The sequence below is a fragment of the Pseudomonas sp. P39-UII1 genome, from assembly GCF_039672635.1.
Taxonomy (GTDB): domain Bacteria; phylum Pseudomonadota; class Gammaproteobacteria; order Pseudomonadales; family Pseudomonadaceae; genus Aquipseudomonas.
The window spans coordinates 264,849-284,906 of the sequence record NZ_JBDFPP010000005.1 but is presented as its reverse complement, the minus strand read 5'-3'; the positions used below and the strand labels follow the sequence as shown (position 1 = coordinate 284,906).

The window sequence follows — 20,058 nt, the reverse complement described above, 5'->3', positions numbered from 1 at the left end:
CTGTGCAAAGCTGTAGCCGAGTCGGTAAAACAATAACAACAAGGGTACTAACATGAATGCAGACATGGGCACGGCCCGTCCGTTGACGCGCAAAGAGCGCACCACCGCCATCGTCGGCGTGTGTTCCGGCAACCTGGTGGAGTGGTACGACTTCTTCATCTACGCCTACACCTCGATCTACTTCGCTTCGCTGTTCTTCCCGGCAGGTGACCAGACCAGCCAGCTGCTGGCCACGGCTGGCATCTTTGCGGTGGGCTTTTTCATGCGCCCGCTGGGCGGCTGGATCTTTGGCTACATCGCCGATACCCGCGGGCGCAAGGTTTCCATGATCATCTCGGTGTTCATGATGTGCGGCGGCTCGCTGATGATCGCGATCATGCCCACTTACGCATCCATCGGCGTCGCCGCACCGGTGTTGCTGGTGGTGGCGCGGCTGATGCAGGGGCTGTCGGTCGGTGCCGAGTATGGCACCGGGGCCACCTACATCAGTGAGGTGTCCAGGGCAGGGCGGCGTTCGTTCTATGGCTCCTTCCAGTACATGACCATCATTGCCGGGCAACTGCTGGCCTTGCTCACCGTGGCCGTGCTGCAGCTGGTGCTTTCCGAGCAGGACCTCAAGGCCTGGGGCTGGCGCGTGCCGTTCCTGATCGGTGCATTGGCCTCTATCGTGGTGGTGTACCTGCGCCGGACCATGCGTGAGACGGCCACCGAGCAAGACATGAAGCGCAAGGAGGCCGGCTCGATCAAGGCGTTGCTGCAACACAAGCGCGCCGTGTTGCTGACCTTCACCATCACCATCGGTTGCTCGTTGTACTTCTACACCTTCACGGCCTACATGCAGAAGTTTCTGGTAGTCAGCGTCGGCATGCCTGCGCCGACGGTAAGCATCATCATGGCAGCGGCACTGGTGATCTTCATGCTCTGCCAGCCGGTCTTCGGCCTGCTCGCCGACAAGATCGGCGTGCGCCGCAACATGATCATCTTCGGCGTGCTGTCGACCTGCCTGGTCATCCCGCTGCTGACCGCCATCAAGTCGGTGCACAGCCCGCTGGCTGCGTTCGCGCTGGTAGTGGGCGGGCTGCTCATCGCAGCGTTCTATACCCCGGTGACCGGCGTGCTCAAGGCCGACTTCTACCCGCCGACCGTACGCGCCCTGGGGGTAGGCCTGCCGTATGCCGTGGGCGCGGCGATGTTCGGTGGCTCGGCCGAATACGTGGCACTGACCTTCCGCTCACTGGGCGTGGAGCAGTACTTCTACCTGTACGTGGCCGCTATCGGCGCCATTACCTTGGTTTCCGCACTGCTGATGCCCGACTTGCGCCAGCACGGCTACCTGGATGGCGACGGCAAGGTCGAGGAAAACATCGGCGTGCGCAAGTTCATGGGGCGCAAGCCGTTGCCTAGCCACGTCAGCCACTGAGGGGCCGGCCAGATGAATTTGAATTCAAAGAAGGTCATGCGTTTCGACGTTTGGTACCACCCGGTAATGGCGCAGACCTTGGCCATGACGCCAGGGGTCGAATTGACCACCGTGGCCCGTGCCGAGCGCCCCGAGGTGATCTTGCGGGCACTGCGCAGCAGCCATGTGTATCAGGTCCCCTCGGCCCGTGATGAGCTGCCCCTGACCTGGCACGTGACTGCGCCCCTGTTGAGCCAGTTGCCGAACCTGTTGTGCGTATCCACCAACGGCGCCGGGTATGACACGGTCGACATTGCCGCGTGCAGCCGGGCCGGTGTGCTGGTGGTCAACCAGTCCGGCGCCAACGCCCAGTCGGTGGCGGAGGCGGCCATCGGCCTCATGCTCGATTGCGCCCGGCGTATCAGCGAGTCGGACCGGCGCTTGCGCTCGACAAGGGGCTTTGCCCGTGAAGATTTGATGGGGGCAGAACTGTACGAGAAGACGCTGGGCATCGTCGGCCTGGGGCAAATCGGAACCCGGGTGGCGCGGATTGCGCAGGCACTGGGGATGCAGGTAATCGCCCATGATCCGCTGCTGGACACCGGACAGATCACTGCCAAAGGAGCTCGGCCGTGTTCGCTGGATGAGCTGCTGCAGCAAAGCCACGTGGTCTCGCTGCATTGCCCGAGAACACCGGCGACACTCAACCTGATGGACGCGGCTGCTTTTGCGCGGATGCGCCAAGGCGCCATCTTCATCAACACGGCCCGCGGTGGGCTGCACGATGAAACCGCCCTGCATGGCGCGCTCGCCCTCGGCCATCTGGGCGGCGCCGGCCTCGACGTCTGGGACGAAGAACCACCCGCGCTCGATCACCCGTTGCTTGCGTTGAACAATGTTGTCGGCCTTTACCACACCGCCGGGGTCACCGCTGAGGCCCGGTGGCGGATGGGGCACTGGGCAGCGCAGCAGATTCTCCAGGTACTGAACGCCGAGCCCGGGCCACGCATGGTCAACCCAGAAGTGTTCCCGATGTACCTGGAGCGGTTACGGGCCAGCGCCCCCTCAATCGCCTGACGGTGTGTGCTGATCGACCGGCGTGCGCTGGCGGACGAACAGGTTCGCCAGGCGCACAACGCCGATCAGGACAAACCCTGCAACCACGCCTTCCAGGCGTATCCAGCCAGGTTCCGGGCTGGCATGCGTGTAGGTGTCGGGCACCATCACCACCAGGTACACCAGCGCGAACTGGGTGCCGGCATAGGCAAAGGCGCGGTTGCTGTTTTCGATATGCCGGCCCAGCAGTACCCCGAGGCACATTATCAAGGTCATGGCGAGCCAGTTCGAACCCAGCAACGCCAGGGCCAGCCCCGCGCAGGCGGCACCTGCCGCGCAGCCGACCAGCCGGTGGATATTGCGCAGGGTGACGGTTTTGCTCCCCGGCACCAACGCCGCCGGCGGCACCATCATCACCGCCATGACGGTGATGGCGGCCTGGCTCAGCCCATCGATCGCCAGCCAGTGGCCGAGCAAGGGTATCAGTGCCAGGGCCAGGCCTGCTTGCAGCACGTGCACCAGCATGCTGCGGGTTATCTGCGCCGGCACAGCGCCCTTGGCCAGGCTGGCGTGCGCACTGACAGCGGGCAGGGCGCGCCTTACTGTGCGGCCCGAAAGCATGGCCACGAACCAGCAGGCCAGGGTGCCGCAAGCGACTTCCTCGACCCGCGTGCGGGCGAAATACAGCACGCCGTCGGCGCTGTCTGCCTGCAGGCTGGCTAGGGCGACCATGGCGAAGGTCAGCCCGGCGAACAGCCAGGCATAGCCATGCGCGTAGCGGATGGCGCACAGCAGGGTGGCAGCGCCGACCAGGCCGATTACCGGCCCCAGCCAATGCCCGGGCAAACCTGCATGGGTTGCCAGCAGCGCAGCGGCCATGGCGCCGGCAGCGGTGCCGATGATTCTCAGCCCACCGCGGTACACGCTGTCGTGCAGGCTCGAGCGCATGACCATGTAGCCGCTGAACGCCGCCCAGCCGACATTGGCCACGCCTAGGTAATGCGCCATGGCGATGGCCAGCAGCACCGAGAGCAGGGTTTCGGCCTCGTCCAGCAGGCGCTGGGGCAAAAGTTTCGGGGCAATGAATTCGGCGCGGATGCCCTGGCAGAAGGCTGCCAGGCTACGCCAGGGGGAGCTGTGATCGGACATTGTGTGACGTGAACCTGTTCGACGGCATGGCAAGGTGCGCCATAGGCCCCTGAGCACAGGATAGGCCAGCCTCGGCCATCACAGGTTTAAACGGCGCAGGGTTGCAGCAGGGCGCGACACATCGCCAGCACGCGTGCTTCGACCCAGCTTTCATCGCAGTGGCCCGGTTCATGGCGCATGCCGTCGGCGGCATCGATGACGGTGAGCATCGCCTGGCAGGTGCGCTGGGGATCAGGCAGGCGCGGTTGTGCGGCCTGGATGATGTGCGTCAGCGGCAGGCTCAACCGCCCCAGCGCCTGGTCCAGCCAACGGCGCTGCCGGCCGTCCAGGTGCCGTGCCTCGTGGCGCAGCAGCATTGATTCGTGAGGGTGGCTGCGCTGGCGCCTGAGCATGAAGCGGACGAACCCGTTCAGGTCGTTGGCGTAGGCGCCGTTGTGCCAGGCATCTATCCGCCGCTCGACCACATCGAGCAGCACGGTCAGCAACAGGTCCTGCTTGCAGGCGACGTGGTGATAGAGGCTGCCGGGCAGCAACCCGACCCGGCTGGCCAGCTGGCGCATGCTCATGGCGACGTAGCCGGACTCCGCCATCAATTGTGCTGCCGCCTGCAACAGGGATGCAGGGCACTGTCTCAACGCTTCAGCCACGATGGGGCCTCCCCAGGGTGCCCCCGGTACAGGCCGCCACTGCGCGTCAGAACAGTGGGGCGTGCCTGTACCGTGGGCATGTCAGTCAATCTGCGTGCAGCAGCGCGCGGGCGCGCAGGATCACCGGGGCATCGACCATCTGCCCGTCCAGGGTAAACACGCCGGCGCCGCTTTCGGCCTGGGCGACCACACGCCGCGCCCAGTCCAGTTCGGCTTCGGCAGGCTTGAGCGCGGCGTGAATGATCGCGACCTGGCTCGGGTGGATGCACAAGGCGCCGCCAAAGCCCATGTCGCGGGCGAACTGTACGTGGCGCTGCAGCCCGGCGGTGTCGTGGATGGCGGGGTATACGCCGTCCAGCGGTGCGGCCAGCCCGGCAACGCGGCTGTGCAGCAGCACGGCATAACGGGCATGCCCCAGCACCTGTTCTGCCGCTTCGCTGCCCGTGGCCAGGCCCAGGTCCAGCCCCAGGTCGAGGCTGCCGAACGACAGGCGATCAACCCCTGGTGCGCTGGCCAGCGAGGGCAGGGCAGCAAGGCCTTTGGCACTTTCGATGATCGGCCATACCGGCTTGCCGGTGGCATGCGCCTGCGCGATCTGCTCGCAGGTTTCGGCCTTGGGCAACAGGATGCCGGCAACCCCAGGCTGGCGCTGGCACAGCCCAAGGTCCGCTTCATGCGCCCAGTGCCCCGGTGCGTTTACCCGCACCAGCACGCTGGCGCCCGATTGCGCGCTGAGAAACTGCTCCAGGTTATCGCGCGCCTGCTCTTTGAGCGCCTCTTCGACCGCATCTTCCAGGTCGACGATGACCCGGTCGGCGCCACTGGCCAACGCCTTGGGGATGCGCTCCGGGCGGCTGGCGGGAACGAACAGTGCACTGCGAACGGTGGCCGGGTTCATGCCTGTACCCCTTGCGTGAATTCGACTTCGCCCACCTGCGCCTGGCCCGCGGCATTGCCAGCCCAGACCTGCGCCGTGCCATCGCCCAGCAGGCGGCCGCCGACTTCGAAGGCGTCGGGGCAGATCAACGGCCGCACCCCGCGGAAGCTGAAGCGGCGCACCTGCGCGTGCGGGTGGGCCTGGACGAACGCGCGCAGGTTCAAGGTCGCGATCAAGGGGCCATGCACCACCAGGCCTGGGTAGCCCTCGGTTTCGGTGACATAGGGCCAGTCGTAGTGGATACGGTGGCCGTTGAAGGTCACCGCCGAATAGCGGAACAGCAGCGTCGGAGTCGGTTGCACCGCCTGCTGCCACTCACCTTGCGGCAGTGGGTCGGTGCCGCTCAACTTGGGCGGCGTGGGCTCGCGGTAGACGATGTCCTGCTCTTCGACCAGTGCGCACTGGCCGTCCTGCACGTACTCATGCTGCACCGTGACGAACAGCAACGAGCCGGTGCGGCCGTGCTTTTCCTGCACATCCAGAATGGTCGAGCGGCGCGTCACCTGGGCGTCGACGCGCAGCGGCTGGTTGAACGTCAGGCGGCCGCCGGCCCACATCCGGTTGCGGTTGTCGGCGGGCGGCAGGAAGCCGCCACGGGCGGGGTGGCCGTCGGCCCCAAGCCCAGGCTCACCGACCGGTTCCTGAAAGAACGCCCAGTGCCACAGCAGGGGCAGGGCGTCGCCGGGGGCTGGGGTGGGCTCGTTGAGCGTCGCGGCCAGGCGCTTTACAAGGTTGTGGCTGATGTGGTCGTGGCTGGTCTCGCTGCGGCCGACCCAGTTCTGCAATGCATCTGTAGCCATGATCGTTATCCTTTCAAAGGGAAGCGGTGAGTTCCGGGACGAGTTCGAACAAATCACCCACCAGGCCGTAATCCGCTACCTGGAAGATCGGCGCTTCTTCATCCTTGTTGATCGCAACGATCACCTTGGAGTCTTTCATGCCAGCCAGGTGCTGGATGGCGCCGGAAATACCCACGGCGATGTACAACTGCGGCGCAACGATCTTGCCGGTCTGGCCCACTTGCATGTCGTTGGGCACGAAGCCTGCGTCCACCGCCGCGCGCGAAGCACCGACCGCCGCGCCGAGCTTGTCGGCCAGGCTGTACAGGTGCTTGAAGTTGTCACCGTTGCCCAGGCCACGGCCGCCGGACACCACAACCTTGGCAGCGGTCAGCTCCGGGCGCTCTGAAGTGGCCAGTTGCTCGTCGACGACGCGTGACAGCCGTGCATCCGTGGCGCCCGCCAGTGCTTCGATCACTGCACCGCCGCCGCTGGCCGGGACGGCATCGAAACCGGTGCTGCGCACCGTGATGACCTTGACCGGCGCGCTCGATTGCACGGTAGCGATGGCGTTACCGGCATAGATCGGGCGTTTGAAGGTGTCGCTGGACTCGACCGCAATGATCTCGGAAATCTGGTCGACATCCAGCAATGCCGCAACCCTGGGCAGGGTGTTTTTGCCGTTGCTGGTGGCGGGCGCGAGGACGTGACTGAAGTCGCGGCCAAGGTTAGCGACCAGGGGCGCGAGGTTTTCCGGTAATTGATGCGCGTAGGAGGCATGGTCGGCGACCAGCACTTTGCTGACGCCAGCAACCTCGGCAGCGGTGAACGCCACCCCTGCCACATCATGGCCGGCCACCAGCACGACGATTTCACCGCCGATCTGCTGCGCCGCTGCCAGGGTGTTGAGCGTGGCGGCGGCCAGCGAATGGTTGTCGTGTTCTGCTACTAGCAAAATAGCCATCAGATTACCTTCGCCTCGTTTTTCAGTTTCTCGACCAGCTCAGCCACTGACTTGACCCTGATGCCCGCGCTACGGGCGGCAGGCGCTTCGACTTTCAGGGTTTTGTTGGTGGAGGCGAGCGATACCCCCAGCGCGTCTGGAGTCACAGTTTCCAGCGGCTTTTTCTTGGCCTTCATGATGTTGGGCAGCGACGCATAGCGCGGTTCGTTCAGGCGCAGGTCGGTGGTGACGATAGCCGGCAGGTTCAGGGCAACGGTCTGCAGGCCGCCGTCGATTTCACGGGTGACGTTCAGCGTGTCGCCCGCCACGGTGACCTTGGAGGCAAAGGTGCCCTGGGCGTAGCCGGTCAGCGCGGCCAGCATCTGGCCGGTCTGGTTGTTGTCACTGTCGATGGCCTGTTTGCCGAGAATGACCAGCTGCGGCTGCTCTTTGTCGACAACCGCTTTCAGCGCCTTGGCCACGGCCAGCGAATTCAGCTCATCGGCGGCTTCGACCAGGATGGCGCGGTCGGCACCCAGTGCCAGGGCCGTGCGCAGCTGCTCCTGGGCGGTGGTCGGGCCCACGGAGGCGACCACGATCTCGCTCACCACACCTTGCTCTTTCAGGCGTACGGCTTCTTCCACGGCGATTTCGCAGAAGGGGTTCATGGACATCTTGACGTTAGCCAGGTCGACGCCGGAGTTGTCCGCCTTGACGCGAACCTTGACGTTGTAATCGACCACACGTTTGATAGCGACCAGCACTTTCATAAGCAGGAGTTCTCTTTTGAAAAAGAGGGGTCAGATGACCCCTGAAGCGCGCAGCTGTTGGATACGTTGGCCAGGCAGGCCCAGTTCGGCCAGGATGGCTTCGCTGTGTTCGCCCAGGGCGGGCACCGGGTCCATGCGCGGGCTGTAGGCATTGCTGGTGGCGGGCGGTAGCAGGCTGGGTACGCTGCCGGCGGCTGTGCCGATCTGCCGCCAGCGCTCGCGCGCCTTCAGTTGTGGGTGCTGCCACACGCCTTGCATGTCGTTGACCTTGGCGTTGGCGATGCTTGCCTGGTCCAGGCGCTGGATGACGGTGTCGAAGTCCAGCGCAGCGAAGGCCTGCACAATCAGTGCACGCAAGGCATCGCGGTTGGCCACACGCTTGAAATTGGCGGCGAAGCGGTCATCGCTGGCCAGCGCTGGCTGCAGCAATACCTGCTCGCAAAACAGTTGCCACTCGCGTTCGTTCTGCAACCCGAGCATGACCGTGCTGCCGTCGCCGATCGGGAACGGCCCATAGGGGTAAATGGTGGCGTGTGCGGCGCCGGCGCGTGGTGGCGGCGGGGCGCCTTGGTAGGCGTAGTACAGCGGATAGTTCATCCATTCGACCAGGGCTTCGAGCATGGACACCTCGACCTGGCTGCCGACCCCGGTCTTCTCGCGCAGCAATACCGCCGAGAGGATGCCGGTGTAGGCGTACATGCCCGCAGCGATGTCTGCGATGGAGTTGCCCGCCTTGGCCATGTGCTCATCGCCTGGGCCACCGGTTACCGACAGAAACCCGCCCTCGCTCTGGATCAGCAGGTCATAGGCCTTTTTCTGCTCGTAAGGCCCGCCGCTGCCGTAGCCGGAGATATCGCACACGATCAGCCTGGGGAACCGCGCATGCAGCGCCTCGAAACTCAAGCCCAGGCGCGCCGCGGCGCCGGGCGCCAGGTTCTGTACCAGTACATCGGCCTGCTCGAGCAATTGCTCGAGGATGTCGCCGGCGATGTCCTGCTTCAGGTCCAGCGCCAGGCTTTCTTTCGAGCGGTTGGTCCAGACGAAGTGCGAGGCGAGGCCGTTGACCCGTTGGTCGTAGCCGCGGGCGAAGTCGCCGCTGCCGGGGCGTTCGACCTTGATCACGCGTGCACCGAGGTCGGCCAATTGGCGGGTGCAGAAGGGCGCTGCAATGGCGTGTTCGAGGCTGATGACGGTGATGCCGTCGAGTGGGCGGGTGGCCGTGGGCTGGCTCATGATTATTATCTCTCCTGGCAAAGACACCCCTCACCGTGGGCGAGGGGAATTGCGGATCAGAACGAGCGTGGCAGCTCCAGCAGGTGTTCGGCCACGTACGACAGGATCAGGTTGGTGGAGATCGGCGCCACCTGGTACAGGCGGGTCTCGCGGAATTTGCGCTCGACGTCGTATTCGTTGGCAAAGCCGAAGCCACCGTGGGTTTGCAGGCAGGCGTTGGCGGCTTCCCAGCTGGCCTTGGCCGCCAGGTACTTGGCCATGTTCGCGGCGGCACCGGCATTGCGGCCGCTGTCGTATTCCTCGCAGGCACGCCAGCGCATCAGGTCGGCTGCTTCGATCTCGATGTGGGCTTCGGCGATGGGGAACTGCACGCCTTGGTTCTGGCCGATCGGGCGGCCGAACACCACGCGGTCGCGGGCGTATTGGCTGGCTTTTTCGACGAACCAGCGGCCGTCACCGATGCACTCGGCGGCAATCAGCGTGCGTTCGGCATTGAGCCCGTCGAGGATGTAGCGGAAGCCTTTGCCTTCTTCGCCGATCAGGCTGCTGGCAGGGATTTCGAGGTTGTCGAAGAACAGTTCGTTGGTTTCGTGGTTGACCAGGTTGGCAATCGGTTGCACGGTCATGCCGTTGCCGATGGCCTCGCGCAGGTCGACCAGGAAGATCGACATGCCTTCGGACTTTTTCTTCACCTCGGCCAGCGGCGTGGTGCGCGCCAGCAGGATCATCAGGTCGGAGTGCTGAACGCGGGAGATCCACACCTTCTGCCCGTTGATTACATACTTGTCGCCCTTGCGCACGGCGGTGGTCTTGATCTTGGTGGTGTCGGTACCGGTGGTTGGCTCGGTCACACCCATCGACTGCAGGCGCAGTTCGCCACTGGCGAGCTTGGGCAGGTAGTAGCTTTTCTGTTCCTCGCTGCCGTTACGCAGCAGGGTGAACATGTTGTACATCTGGCCATGGATGGTGCCGGAGTTGCCACCACAGGCGTTCACTTCTTCCAGTATCACCGACGCTTCGGCCAGGCCCAGGCCCGAGCCGCCGAATTGCTCGGGGATCATCGCCGACAGCCAGCCTGCGTCGGTCATGGCTTTGACGAAGGCTTCAGGGAAGCCTTTCTGCTCGTCGATCTTGCGCCAGTACTCGGCCGGGAAATCGGCGCACAGGGCGCGCACGCCCTCGCGGATGGCCGTCAGTTCTTCGTGGTTGGTTGCAGTCATAACGTTCTCCAGGGTGGGCAGGGCCGGCTGCCTTGGCGTGGTTCGGCAACCGGCCCCACCCGCAAACGGGGTCAAAGCGGCTGGAAGCCCAGGGCCGCGCGAAAGCGATTCTTGATGTAGTGGCCGTCGCGTGGCGGCAACACCCGGGGCGGGTTTTCGGCCTTGACCTTGACGGTCGCAAGCTTCACGCCTTCGCGGCTGGCAAAGCGTTCGCGCAGGTCATGCACACCTTCCATTTCGCGGATTTCACGGGTCCAGCTGAAGCCGCAGGTTTGCGCCACCTGGTCAAGCTTGATGCCGAAGCCGGCATGGCTGACCTGCATGCCGGTTTCGCCGAAGTGGCCGTTGTCCAGCACCACGATGGTGAGGTTGGCGGGCTTCTGCAAAGCGACCGTGGCCAGGGCACCAAAGCCCATCAGCAACTCGCCGTCACCGGTGATGACCACCACCGATTTGCCCGGCTGGGCGTTGGCCAGCCCAAGGCCGACGGTGATCGCACTGCCCATGGCGGCCCACAGGTAGTAGTTGCCGTCATGGTCACCGGCGGCCATCACGTCGTAGGAGGCCGAGCCGAGGCCGGTCACCACCAGCAGGTCCTGGCGATCGGCGAGCAGGGTGCGTACCACTTCGCGGCGGCACAGGGTGTGGTTGGCGCTTACTTGACCCATTTCTTTTCTCCGATCAGGCGCTGGCCGAGCAGCAGGGCAGTGGCGCAATCACCGTTGAAGGCCATGGTGGCTGCGCCATGCAGCAGCGGTGCGACATCTTCCGGCACGTCGGCGCGCCAGGTCATCACCTTCATCAGTTGCAGCGAGGCTTCGGTGGCCTGGCCCATCGGGTTCTGCCAGGCATTGAACTCTGCCCAGTCGCCACGCATGGTCACCACCATCAGCAGCGGGAAGCCTGCGCAGTTCTGCAACGCCAGCGTGTTGATGCAGTTGCCCACGCCGCTGGACTGCATCAGCAGCGCGCCGCGCTCACCGCCAAGCCAGGCGCCGGCCAGGTAGCCGATGCCTTCTTCTTCTGTGGTCAGGACAACCGCTTTGATATCAGGGTCTGCATAGGACATGCGGATGGCAGCCGAGTGGCCGGCATCGGGCACGAACACCACGTGTTTGACGTCGTGGGCCTTGAGCACGCGGAACACGTCCTCTTGCCAGTGCTGTTCTGCTTCTTGCGATGACATGGGTATCTCCAGGGCATGCTGCTTTTGTTTTCCCACATCATGGGGTGAGACAGGCCCAAGGACGACTACCGTTTTTTTCTTTGAGATATGCCGGTTGGGCATAGCTACGGGGCGCGCGGCGCCTGCATAAAACGCTACCGCTTGTCACGTGGTGCAGCCATCTAACTGATATGCCCAATTGCTATAGCTGTTGGAAGAGCCGGTGTTTAGACTGAGGCGTAACCTTAGGCTCAGGCCCTTTACTGCCGTTTGTGGTGATCATCGATGGACGTCGTGCAACTCAAGACCCTGATCCATGTGGCTGAGCTGGGCAGCCTGAGCAAGGCGTCCGACCGCCTGCACGTGGCGCAGCCCGCGCTCAGCCGGCAGATACGCCAGCTGGAGAAAGAACTGGGCGTGTACTTGTTCGAGCGCCATGGCCGTGGCATGGAAATCACCGAAGCCGGCCTGGAGGTGCTCGAGCACGCCACGCGCATCATGGATGAGCTCGAGGCCATTCGTGCGTCGGTGGCAGGCGGGCGCGCGGCGTTCCGCGGCATGGTGGCCGTGGGTACTACGCCGACCATTGCCGAAATCGTCACCGTGCCATTGGTCAAACGCATCCGCGATACCCACCCCGACTTGTCCATCAGGTTCTCGTCTGCCTTCAGTGGCTACCTTCTGGATTGGCTGCAACGCGGTGAACTGGAGCTGGCGATTTCCTACGACCCGCAACCGCTGCACACCTTGCGGATCGAGCCGGTGATGATGGAGAACCTGGTACTGGTGGGGCCACCGGAGGCTGGCCTCGACTGGAACAGCGCAGTGCCCTTTGCCGTGCTGGCCGATGAGCAACTGGTGCTACCCAGCCCGCGCCACGGCTTGCGCAAGATCATGGACCAGTGCGCCCTGGAGCGGGGCTTCAAGCTCACCACCAGCGTGGAGGCCGACTCGTTTGGCGCGATGATCGACCTGGTACGCAACGGCTTCGGGTTTACCGCGCTGCCGCTGGCGTCCATCTATGCGCACCTGAAGCAGGGCACGCTGTGCGCTGCCCCGTTGATCGACCCCACCCCCATGCGCAAGCTGGTGCTGGTTTCGCCGGCGGACCGCCACGTCAGCCCGGCCACGCGCTATGTTGGGCAGACCTTCGTCGACATCGCCTCCGAGCTGGTCGACCAGGGCATCTGGGCGGGGCACATGCTCTGAGTTCAGCTATTCAATCACGGCATAACTGCTAGAGGGATGGTGGTCTGGCAGGCCTGTGGTAGAGCGCGTAGCGTGATTTGGGACTAAAAGCCAGCGCCCTTGACTGGCTTGAAAAATAATAAATCCCAAAAGGTGCCTCATGCACACCCACAACAATAATGCTGCTGTCTCGCCGGCTATCGGCACCCTCACCAACCGGCAACGTATCCGCGCCATCCTCGGGGCCTGCTCCGGCAACCTGGTGGAGTGGTACGACTTTTTCATCTACGCCTATACCTCCATCTACTTTGCCGCGTTGTTCTTCCCCCAGGGTGACCAGACCACGCAACTGCTGGCCACCGCCGGCATCTTCGCCGTCGGTTTTTTCATGCGCCCGCTGGGCGGGTGGATTTTCGGTTACCTGGCCGACACCCGTGGCCGCCGGTTCTCGATGATCCTCTCGGTGTTTCTGATGTGCGGCGGTTCGCTGATGATCGCGGTGCTGCCGACTTATGAAAGCGTCGGCATGGCAGCCCCTGTGCTGCTGCTGATTGCCCGCCTGATGCAGGGGCTTTCGGTCGGCGCCGAATATGGCACCGGCGCCACCTACATCAGCGAAGTGTCCAGGCCAGGCAAGCGCTGCTTCTTTGGCTCATTCCAGTACTTCACGATCATCGCAGGCCAACTGCTGGCCTTGCTGACGGTGGTGGTACTGCAGAACGTGCTGGCGCTGGAAGACCTGAAAGCCTGGGGCTGGCGGATCCCGTTCCTGATCGGCGCGGTGAGCGCGCTGGTGGTGGTCTACCTGCGCCGCTCGATGCTCGAAACCGCCCATGTGCAGGGTGACAAGCACAAGGAAGCGGGCTCGATCAAAGCCCTGCTGCGGCACAAGAAAGCCATTGTGCTGACCCTGGCGATCACTGCCGGCTGCTCGCTGCACTTCTACACGTTTTCGACCTACATGCAGAAGTACCTGGTGGTCTCGGCAGGCTTCGACCCTTCTACCGTGAGTTTCATCATGACGGCGGCGCTGGTGGTGTTCATGTGCCTGCAGCCGGTGTTTGGCATGCTGGCCGACAAGATCGGCTCAAGGAACAGCATGATTGCTTTCGGTTTGCTCTCCAGCATTTTCATCGTGCCTTTGCTGTCGGGGTTGAAGAACGTCAGCAACCCGTATGAGGCGTTTGCACTGGTGATGGGTGGCTTGTTGATTGCGGCGTTCTACACGCCGGTCACCGGCGTGCTGAAGGCCGACCTGTACCCGGCGACGGTCCGCGCGTTGGGCGTGGGTTTGCCGTATGCCTTGGGCAATGCGCTGTGTGGTGGTACCGCCGAGTATGTGGCGTTGTTGCTGCGTGGGGCAGGGGTGGAGTCGGTGTTCTATTACTACGTTGCCGCCATGAGTGCGATCACGCTGCTGGCGGCGGTGCTCATGCCGGATCTTCGTAAGCATGGGTATCTGGACGGTGCGGGCACGGTGGAGGAGAACACCGGCTGGCGTGGGGGTGTTGCGTACTCGGATGCCCGGTGAGTGATTGCAGGGCGGCCGCAGCGGGCCGCCTGCCTTGAGCGGTGGGTCAGAACCCTTCGAGTACTATCTTGCCGCGCGCCTTGCCACTTTCGATCAGGGCATGGGCGCGCTTGAGGTTGTCCGCGTTGATTGCGCCGTAGCGCTCGCCGACCGTGGTCTTGATGACGCCTTGGTCGACCAGGGCCGAGACGCGCTCCAGCAGCTGGTGCTGCTTGATCATGTCTTCGGTCTGATACAGCGAACGGGTGAACATCAGCTCCCAGTGCAGGGACAGCGATTTGCGCTTGAGCGGCATGACATCCAGTTGCGCCGGGTCGTCGATCAGGGCCAGCTTGCCTTGCGGCCGTAGCACTTCCACCAGTTGCGGCAGGTACGTGTCGGTGTGGGTCAGGCTGATCACGTAGTCCACCGGATCTTGCTCGAGGGCTGCCAGTTGCTCAGCGAGCGCGGCCGAGTGGTCGATGACATGGTGGGCGCCCAGTTCCCTGACCCACTGCTGGGTTTCAGGCCGCGAGGCGGTGCCGATCACCGTCAGTTGCGTGAGTTGGCGGGCCAGTTGCACCAGGATCGAGCCAACGCCACCGCCAGCGCCGACGATCAGCAAGCGTTGCCCCTTGCCGCCTTTTTCCTCGACACCCAGCCGGTCGAACAGCAATTCCCAGGCAGTGATGGACGTCAGAGGCAAGGCGGCGGCACTGGCGTAGTCCAGGCTGCGTGGCTTGTGGCCGACGATGCGTTCATCGACCAGGTGCAATTCGCTGTAGCTGCCGGGGCGGTCGATGGCGCCGGCATAGAACACCTCGTCGCCCGGTTGGAACAGCGACACCTCGCTGCCCACCTCGCGCACGACACCGACTGCATCCCAACCCAGAACCTGCGGTTGTTCAGCGTTGCGGCTGGCGCGGACTTTGGTATCGACCGGGTTCACTGCGATGGCCTTGACCTCGACCAGCAGGTCGCGGGGGCCTGGCGTGGGCTGGGGCAGGTCGGTGTCGAACAGGGCATGCGGATCCTGAATAGGCAAACCGGCTTGGGTGTAAACAACGGCCTTCATTGGCGTGACCTCGGTAAAGGGAAGTACTGCAAGGCTAGCTGTATTGGCGGGCTGCAAAAACCAGCGAGACGAGGTAAGACTTTCACTGCTGTGATGAAAATCCGGGGCATTACCTGTATCGGTTTTTGTAAAAGCAATCGGATGGGGCACTTTGTTGTCGTCCAGCAACCGGATGGAGTACAAATGTGCTCCAGTCCTGCCAACGTGATCTTGATAGACTGCGATGACTTGAACGGGCCGCTGGGCCCCTGGAGACAGCGATGATAAAAACCGGCGACGTGGTGCCTGATGTAACCCTTCACGAATACAGCAATGGCGAGGGTGAATGCCCGATCGGCCCGAATGCGTTTTCAGTCCATGAGCGCTGCAAGCAGAAAAAGGTAGTGATCTTCGGCTTGCCCGGGGCATTCACGCCCACCTGTTCGGAGCGTCATGTGCCGGGCTATGTGGCGGCGGCTCAGGACTTGGTAGACGCCGGTGTCGACGAGGTGCTTTGTGTTTCGGTCAACGATGCCTTCGTGATGAATGCCTGGGGCAATGCGCTGCAGGTGGGTGGCACGGTCAGCATGATCGGTGACGGCAACGGCACGTTCACCCAGGCCCTGGGTTTGGCCCAGGATCTGTCGGCGCGGGGTATGGGGCTGCGTTCGCAGCGCTATGCCTTGCTGGTCGAAGACCTGGTGGTCAAGCGCGTCGTCGTGGACGCCCCCGGTAAGCTCGAGCTTACGGATGCCCAGGCCATGCTTGCATTCCTGCGACAGGCTTGAACATGGGCCGCTCCCTGTTCGTTTCGCTCGATGGGCCAAAAGGAACCGGCAAGACCACCTTGCTGGAGGCCGTCACCCACGCCTTGAGGGCAGACAAGCACAAGGTGGTGCGGCTGTGCGAGCGCAACAACGACCCGGGCCGGGCCGAGACCATGGCGCTGGTCAACCGACTCGTGAGAAACCCCAGCCGAGCACTGGAGCTGGAGGTGTGTGAACGCCTGGCCGACAGCCGTCGCTGGATTTCCCTGAACGTGCTGCCCAAACAGCCTGCCGACAGCATCATCCTGATCGATCGCTGGTACCCATCGGATGCCGCGTTCCGTCGCCTAATCCCGTTTGCCGAGGTGCTGCGGTTGAACATGGCGCGAGAGGTGCGCGTGCCAGACCTGCATGTGGGGGTGGTCACCCACCCTGAGATTTCATGGGCGAGGGCCGCGGCGCGCACGGCTGGGCTGCGCAGTACGGTGATGTTTAATCTGGCAGAGCAGGTGGCCAGTACCGAGGCGTTCGAGCGAGCGGTTGCTGATAATGGGTGGGTGTTGTGCCGGAATGAGGGGACGGTTGAAGAGGCGACGAGGCAGGTGGTTGCGCAGGTTGGTAGGGTGCTTGGTGGGCATTAGGAATGGGTTGGTGTGTGGGGTTGCGATAGGTCTGTCGGGAGATAGGGTTGGGGCTACCGGGGGCCTGGCTGGGGTTTTGTGGTGATGCACAAATCGAGCGCCGCCCGCGCGGCGCATCGCGGGCAAGCCCGCTCCTACATTTGTTGCAACGTGCCATGGCCTGTGAGGCCATAGTTGTTAGCCTTGGTGGCTCGACGAGATTTTTCGGCTGGCACTGCTGGCGCCCCACCTGTCTCCAGCCATGCGCCAAGGCGGACAACCATGGCCTGACTGGAACGGCGCGTTGCAACAAATGTAGGAGCGGGCTTGCCCGCGATGCGCCGCGCGGGCGGCGCTCGATCTCAAGGGCGATGAAGATCCCAAGGCAAGCGCTTCGCGATGCGCCGCGCGGGCGGCGCTCGATCTCAAGAGCGCTGCACATGCCGTGGCGGGCACCTCACGCCCGCACCCCCACCGCCCGTTGCAGCCGCACCACGGCCTCGCGCGCCTGGCTGCCCAGTTCCGCCAGGTCCAGACCAGGAATCGCGTCGTTCTCCACGCTCAGGCGCCCGCCTACCAGCAATGCGCGCAATGTCGGCCGGCCACCGCCCACCACCGGGGCAATGCCTACGTCATGCAGGCCGAAGTAGCGCGGCTGGTCCAGCCGATACAGCGCCAGGTCCGCTGCCTTGCCCACCTCCAGCGTGCCCAGTGCATCCAGCCCCAGCACCTGCGCGCCACCGGCAGTGCCCCAGCGCACCACGTCTTCCACGCAGGCAATATGCGCGCCGCCCTCCTGCTGGCCGCCGGCATAGGCTGGCAAGGCCCGCTCGCCAGCCTTGGCCCGCTGCATCAGCCAGGCGGCGTGGGTTTCGCTGATCATGTCGCAGGCTTCGTTCGAGGCGGCACCGTCTACGCCGATCGAAATCGGCATACCTGCCGCTTCCATGGCGACGATGTCAGCGATGCCACTGCCTAGCCGGCCGTTGCTCTGTGGGCAATGAGCAATGCCAGTGCCGGTAGCGCCCAAAAGCTGGATTTCCTCGCGGCTGAGCTTGACCAGGTGGGCGAACCACACGTCGGCGCCGAGCCACTCGTGCTCCGCGCAGAAAGCCACCGGCGACAGGTTGTGGCGGCGCTGCACTTCGTTCTGGTACTCCACCGTTTCGCTCAGGTGGCTGTGCAGGCGGATACCCAGCCTGCGCGCAGCCCTGGCGGTTTCGCGCAGGTGCTCGGGCGGCATCGAATACGGCGGGCTGGTGGGGGCCATCACTACCCGGCGCCAGGCATCGGCGGCGGGGTCGTGATAGGTGCGCACCAGCCGCTCGACGTCACTCAGGTATTGATCCAGGGTTTCCGGCCCAGCGCTTGCCGCGCCTTCGGCCTGGCGCACCTGGGTTGCCCCGCCCCGGCACAGCACGAAGCGCAGGCCTAGCCGCTCGGCCTCCTCGAACAGGATCTGCGCGCTGTCAAACGCCATGCCTGGCAGGTACAGGTAATGGTGGTCGGCCACCGTGCTGCAGCCTGAGCGGGCCAGCTCCACCAGGCCGATACGCGCCGCCAGGCGGAAGCTGTGTTCATCGAACAGGCCGCGGTAGCGGTAGGGCACCGCACCCAACCAGGCACCCAGGCTTTGGTCGATACCTGCCGGGATGCCTTTTAGCAGCGACTGGAACAGGTGGTGGTGGGTGTTCACCCACCCCGGGTAGACCACGCAATCGGTGGCGTCGAGCACCTGCTCGCCTGGCAGCGGTTGCAGCGCCCCGAGGGCGGCGATGCGCCCGTGGCTGATGCGGATGTCTGGGCCAGCATGACGCGCAGGCGCGCCCCGCAGCCCGGTGAGAATGGCGCTGGCGTTACGTATCAGCCAGCTGTCGGCATAGTGCTTCATGTACGGCTCCAGGGGCTTAGCCCAGTTCACTTTCGTGCCAGTGGCGCAGGCTCAGGCGTGCCAGCAGGGCCATCAGGCTGAACAGCGCGACGCCGGTGAGGGCGATCAGCACCAGGGCGGCGAACAGCCGCGCAATGTTGAGTTGAAAGCCCGCTTGCAGGATCTGGTACGCAAGCCCCGCACCAGTCCCACCGGTGCCAGCCACGAACTCCGCCACCACCGCGCCGATCAACGCCAGCCCGCTGGCAATCCGCAGGCCGGCGAAAAAGCACGGCAAGGCACTGGGGATGCGCAGGCGCAGCAGCACCTGCCAGCGGCTGGCGCGGTTGAGGCGGAACAGGTTGACTAGCCCGGGGTTGACGCTGCGCAGGCCCAGTACCGTGTTGGCGATGATCGGGAACACCGCGACCAGCGTGGCGCAGATCACCAGCGCCACGGTGGTGTCGCTGCACCAGATGATGATCAGCGGGGCGATCGCCACCACCGGCGTCACCTGCAGCAGAATCGCGTAGGGGAACAGGCTGGCTTCGATCACCCGGCTCTGCACGAACACGAACGCGGCCAGGGTGCCGATGACGACCGCAAGGGCGAACGACAGGAAGGTGATTTTCAGGGTCATCCACAGTGCCCCGAGCAGCATCGGGCCGTCGATGATCAGCGTGCGGCCGATGTCTGCAGGGGAGGGCACCAGGTACACCGGTACCTGCCAGGCGATGCAGGCCAGCTGCCACAGGCCCAGCAGCAAGGTGCCGACAAGCAGTGGCGAGACGATGCGCAGCACGGCGGGGTTACGTAACCAGGGAGCAGGGGTTTGGCTCATTCAGAGGCCCTCAAGCCGGTTCGCCGTTGGCCTGGGCCAGCAGCTGGGACAGGTAAGCGCATTGCGCGATGAACGCCGGGGAGGTGCAGTAGGCCTCGTCGCGTACCTGCGGGCCGTCGATGGCGACATCGGCGATCACACGCCCGGGGCGAGCCCCCATCACCACGACCCGCGAGGAGAGATACACCGCCTCGAAAATGCTGTGGGTGACGAACACCACCGTCAGGTCACGCTCGGCCCAAAGCTGGCGCAGGTCGCTGTCGAGCTTGTTGCGGGTGAACTCGTCGAGCGCGCCAAACGGTTCGTCCATCAGCAGCAGGTTGGGCTCGGTGGCCAATGCCCGGGCAATCGAGGCACGCATCTGCATGCCGCCAGACAATTCACGCGGGTAAACATTGCCGAACGCGCCCAGGCCTACCTGCTCCAGTGCGGCCTGTACCTTGGCCTGGCTGTCGACTTTGGGCACACCCGCCAGGTCCAGCGGCAGGCGCACGTTGTCCTGCACCTTGGCCCACGGCATCAAGGTGGCTTCCTGGAACACCATGGCCAGGTTGCGGCCCACGCTGGCCGCGCGAGGGTCACCGTCGGGGGCATCCTTGCCCCACCAGCGCACGTGGCCGGCGCTGGGCTGTTCGAGGCCGGCGAACATCTTCAGCAAGGTGCTTTTGCCGCAGCCCGAAGGGCCCAGCAACGAAACGAATTCGCCGCGCTGGATCGCCAGCTTGACGCGGCTCAGGGCATGAGTGCCGTTGCCGTAGGTTTTTTCGACCTGGTTGGCGAACAGCGGCGTATCGGCACCCACGGCGTCGGTATTGGGTGGTAGTTGCAACTGGGCGCTGGCTTTGGACAGGGTCTGCATCAACATGGCGCTCTCCCCACGGGCAATGAGCGGTTGCGTATGCCCCGGCGC

20 protein-coding genes are annotated in these 20,058 nt (G+C 64.3%); 6 read left to right on the top strand and 14 right to left on the bottom strand.

Features of this window, described 5'->3' with window-relative positions; genetic code table 11:
• The first annotated feature begins 64 nt into the window (after window positions 1-64).
• Complete coding sequence (locus ABEH27_RS09945) at window positions 65-1,420, top strand: MFS family transporter (RefSeq protein ID WP_346613484.1); 1,356 nt, start codon at window positions 65-67, stop codon at window positions 1,418-1,420.
• Window positions 1,421-1,456: 36 nt separating this feature from the next.
• Window positions 1,457-2,476, top strand: a complete 1,020-nt coding sequence (locus tag ABEH27_RS09940; protein WP_346613412.1) for a hydroxyacid dehydrogenase — start codon at window positions 1,457-1,459, stop codon at window positions 2,474-2,476.
• On the opposite strand, the gene ABEH27_RS09935 is transcribed toward ABEH27_RS09940, so the two are convergent.
• The 10 genes from ABEH27_RS09935 to ABEH27_RS09890 form a co-directional block, all read right to left on the bottom strand.
• Window positions 2,465-3,604, bottom strand: a complete 1,140-nt coding sequence (locus tag ABEH27_RS09935; protein ID WP_346613411.1) for an FUSC family protein — start codon at window positions 3,602-3,604, stop codon at window positions 2,465-2,467. The two genes, ABEH27_RS09940 and ABEH27_RS09935, sit on opposite strands and share 12 nt — an antisense overlap.
• A gap of 86 nt (window positions 3,605-3,690) precedes the next feature.
• On the bottom strand, window positions 3,691-4,251 hold the full coding sequence (locus ABEH27_RS09930) for a helix-turn-helix domain-containing protein (RefSeq protein ID WP_346613410.1): 561 nt from the start codon (window positions 4,249-4,251) through the stop codon (window positions 3,691-3,693).
• 85 nt (window positions 4,252-4,336) lie between these two features.
• Complete coding sequence (locus ABEH27_RS09925) at window positions 4,337-5,149, bottom strand: CoA ester lyase (RefSeq protein ID WP_346613409.1); 813 nt, start codon at window positions 5,147-5,149, stop codon at window positions 4,337-4,339.
• A complete protein-coding gene (locus ABEH27_RS09920; protein WP_346613408.1) occupies window positions 5,146-5,988 on the bottom strand; it encodes a MaoC family dehydratase N-terminal domain-containing protein in 843 nt (280 codons plus the stop codon). The genes ABEH27_RS09925 and ABEH27_RS09920 overlap by 4 nt, the downstream gene beginning before the upstream one ends.
• Before the next feature lie 13 nt (window positions 5,989-6,001).
• Window positions 6,002-6,931 carry an FAD-binding protein gene (locus ABEH27_RS09915; RefSeq protein WP_346613407.1) on the bottom strand — a complete coding sequence of 310 codons (930 nt, stop codon included), beginning with the start codon at window positions 6,929-6,931 and terminating at the stop codon, window positions 6,002-6,004.
• Window positions 6,931-7,680, bottom strand: a complete 750-nt coding sequence (locus tag ABEH27_RS09910; RefSeq protein WP_346613406.1) for an electron transfer flavoprotein subunit beta/FixA family protein — start codon at window positions 7,678-7,680, stop codon at window positions 6,931-6,933. The genes ABEH27_RS09915 and ABEH27_RS09910 overlap by 1 nt, the downstream gene beginning before the upstream one ends.
• Window positions 7,681-7,710: 30 nt before the next feature.
• Window positions 7,711-8,913, bottom strand: a complete 1,203-nt coding sequence (locus ABEH27_RS09905) for a CaiB/BaiF CoA-transferase family protein (RefSeq protein ID WP_346613405.1) — start codon at window positions 8,911-8,913, stop codon at window positions 7,711-7,713.
• Window positions 8,914-8,969: 56 nt separating this feature from the next.
• Window positions 8,970-10,133, bottom strand: coding sequence for an acyl-CoA dehydrogenase family protein (locus ABEH27_RS09900; protein ID WP_346613404.1), 1,164 nt, complete (start codon window positions 10,131-10,133; stop codon window positions 8,970-8,972).
• A gap of 71 nt (window positions 10,134-10,204) precedes the next feature.
• Window positions 10,205-10,801 (bottom strand): thiamine pyrophosphate-dependent enzyme, encoded by a 597-nt coding sequence (locus ABEH27_RS09895; RefSeq protein ID WP_346613403.1) that lies wholly within the window; start codon window positions 10,799-10,801, stop codon window positions 10,205-10,207.
• Window positions 10,789-11,319: a thiamine pyrophosphate-binding protein gene (locus tag ABEH27_RS09890; RefSeq protein WP_346613402.1), complete on the bottom strand. Its 531-nt coding sequence runs from the start codon at window positions 11,317-11,319 to the stop codon at window positions 10,789-10,791. Before ABEH27_RS09890 ends, ABEH27_RS09895 begins: the two co-directional genes overlap by 13 nt.
• Before the next feature lie 264 nt (window positions 11,320-11,583).
• Between ABEH27_RS09890 and ABEH27_RS09885 the strand changes: the two genes are divergently transcribed.
• Window positions 11,584-12,507, top strand: a complete 924-nt coding sequence (locus ABEH27_RS09885) for a LysR substrate-binding domain-containing protein (RefSeq protein ID WP_346613401.1) — start codon at window positions 11,584-11,586, stop codon at window positions 12,505-12,507.
• Between the two features lie 139 nt (window positions 12,508-12,646).
• Entirely contained in the window at window positions 12,647-14,017 is a 1,371-nt protein-coding gene (locus ABEH27_RS09880) for an MFS family transporter (protein WP_346613400.1), read from the top strand.
• A 46-nt stretch (window positions 14,018-14,063) separates the two neighbouring features.
• Here ABEH27_RS09880 and ABEH27_RS09875 read toward each other — a convergent pair whose 3' ends face one another.
• A complete protein-coding gene (locus ABEH27_RS09875) occupies window positions 14,064-15,071 on the bottom strand; it encodes a zinc-binding alcohol dehydrogenase family protein (RefSeq protein WP_346613399.1) in 1,008 nt (335 codons plus the stop codon).
• Between the two features lie 260 nt (window positions 15,072-15,331).
• Between ABEH27_RS09875 and ABEH27_RS09870 the strand changes: the two genes are divergently transcribed.
• Window positions 15,332-15,838, top strand: coding sequence for a peroxiredoxin (locus ABEH27_RS09870; RefSeq protein ID WP_346613398.1), 507 nt, complete (start codon window positions 15,332-15,334; stop codon window positions 15,836-15,838).
• A gap of 2 nt (window positions 15,839-15,840) precedes the next feature.
• Complete coding sequence (locus tag ABEH27_RS09865) at window positions 15,841-16,458, top strand: dTMP kinase (RefSeq protein WP_346613397.1); 618 nt, start codon at window positions 15,841-15,843, stop codon at window positions 16,456-16,458.
• 436 nt (window positions 16,459-16,894) lie between these two features.
• Here the strand turns inward: ABEH27_RS09865 and ABEH27_RS09860 are convergent, their stop codons facing one another.
• The 3 genes from ABEH27_RS09860 to ABEH27_RS09850 all read right to left on the bottom strand — a co-directional run bounded on the left by ABEH27_RS09860 (window position 16,895) and on the right by ABEH27_RS09850 (window position 20,013).
• Complete coding sequence (locus tag ABEH27_RS09860) at window positions 16,895-18,328, bottom strand: amidohydrolase family protein (protein WP_346613396.1); 1,434 nt, start codon at window positions 18,326-18,328, stop codon at window positions 16,895-16,897.
• A 16-nt stretch (window positions 18,329-18,344) separates the two neighbouring features.
• Window positions 18,345-19,073, bottom strand: a complete 729-nt coding sequence (locus tag ABEH27_RS09855) for an ABC transporter permease (protein ID WP_346613483.1) — start codon at window positions 19,071-19,073, stop codon at window positions 18,345-18,347.
• An 85-nt stretch (window positions 19,074-19,158) separates the two neighbouring features.
• A complete protein-coding gene (locus ABEH27_RS09850) occupies window positions 19,159-20,013 on the bottom strand; it encodes an ABC transporter ATP-binding protein (protein WP_346613395.1) in 855 nt (284 codons plus the stop codon).
• Between the last annotated feature and the right edge of the window lie 45 nt (window positions 20,014-20,058).

Bases quoted from the DNA above. Each gene is read 5' to 3' on its own strand.
- ABEH27_RS09935 (WP_346613411.1), bottom strand. From the start codon at position 3,604: ATGTCCGATCACAGCTCCCCCTGGCGTAGCCTGGCAGCCTTCTGCCAG.
- ABEH27_RS09890 (WP_346613402.1), bottom strand. From the start codon at position 11,319: ATGTCATCGCAAGAAGCAGAACAGCACTGGCAAGAGGACGTGTTCCGC.
- ABEH27_RS09900 (WP_346613404.1), bottom strand. From the start codon at position 10,133: ATGACTGCAACCAACCACGAAGAACTGACGGCCATCCGCGAGGGCGTG.
- ABEH27_RS09875 (WP_346613399.1), bottom strand. From the start codon at position 15,071: ATGAAGGCCGTTGTTTACACCCAAGCCGGTTTGCCTATTCAGGATCCG.
- ABEH27_RS09880 (WP_346613400.1), top strand. From the start codon at position 12,647: ATGCACACCCACAACAATAATGCTGCTGTCTCGCCGGCTATCGGCACC.
- ABEH27_RS09910 (WP_346613406.1), bottom strand. From the start codon at position 7,680: ATGAAAGTGCTGGTCGCTATCAAACGTGTGGTCGATTACAACGTCAAG.
- ABEH27_RS09860 (WP_346613396.1), bottom strand. From the start codon at position 18,328: ATGAAGCACTATGCCGACAGCTGGCTGATACGTAACGCCAGCGCCATT.
- ABEH27_RS09885 (WP_346613401.1), top strand. From the start codon at position 11,584: ATGGACGTCGTGCAACTCAAGACCCTGATCCATGTGGCTGAGCTGGGC.
- ABEH27_RS09920 (WP_346613408.1), bottom strand. From the start codon at position 5,988: ATGGCTACAGATGCATTGCAGAACTGGGTCGGCCGCAGCGAGACCAGC.
- ABEH27_RS09895 (WP_346613403.1), bottom strand. From the start codon at position 10,801: ATGGGTCAAGTAAGCGCCAACCACACCCTGTGCCGCCGCGAAGTGGTA.
- ABEH27_RS09865 (WP_346613397.1), top strand. From the start codon at position 15,841: ATGGGCCGCTCCCTGTTCGTTTCGCTCGATGGGCCAAAAGGAACCGGC.
- ABEH27_RS09945 (WP_346613484.1), top strand. From the start codon at position 65: ATGGGCACGGCCCGTCCGTTGACGCGCAAAGAGCGCACCACCGCCATC.
- ABEH27_RS09850 (WP_346613395.1), bottom strand. From the start codon at position 20,013: ATGTTGATGCAGACCCTGTCCAAAGCCAGCGCCCAGTTGCAACTACCA.
- ABEH27_RS09925 (WP_346613409.1), bottom strand. From the start codon at position 5,149: ATGAACCCGGCCACCGTTCGCAGTGCACTGTTCGTTCCCGCCAGCCGC.
- ABEH27_RS09940 (WP_346613412.1), top strand. From the start codon at position 1,457: ATGCGTTTCGACGTTTGGTACCACCCGGTAATGGCGCAGACCTTGGCC.
- ABEH27_RS09870 (WP_346613398.1), top strand. From the start codon at position 15,332: ATGATAAAAACCGGCGACGTGGTGCCTGATGTAACCCTTCACGAATAC.
- ABEH27_RS09915 (WP_346613407.1), bottom strand. From the start codon at position 6,931: ATGGCTATTTTGCTAGTAGCAGAACACGACAACCATTCGCTGGCCGCC.
- ABEH27_RS09905 (WP_346613405.1), bottom strand. From the start codon at position 8,913: ATGAGCCAGCCCACGGCCACCCGCCCACTCGACGGCATCACCGTCATC.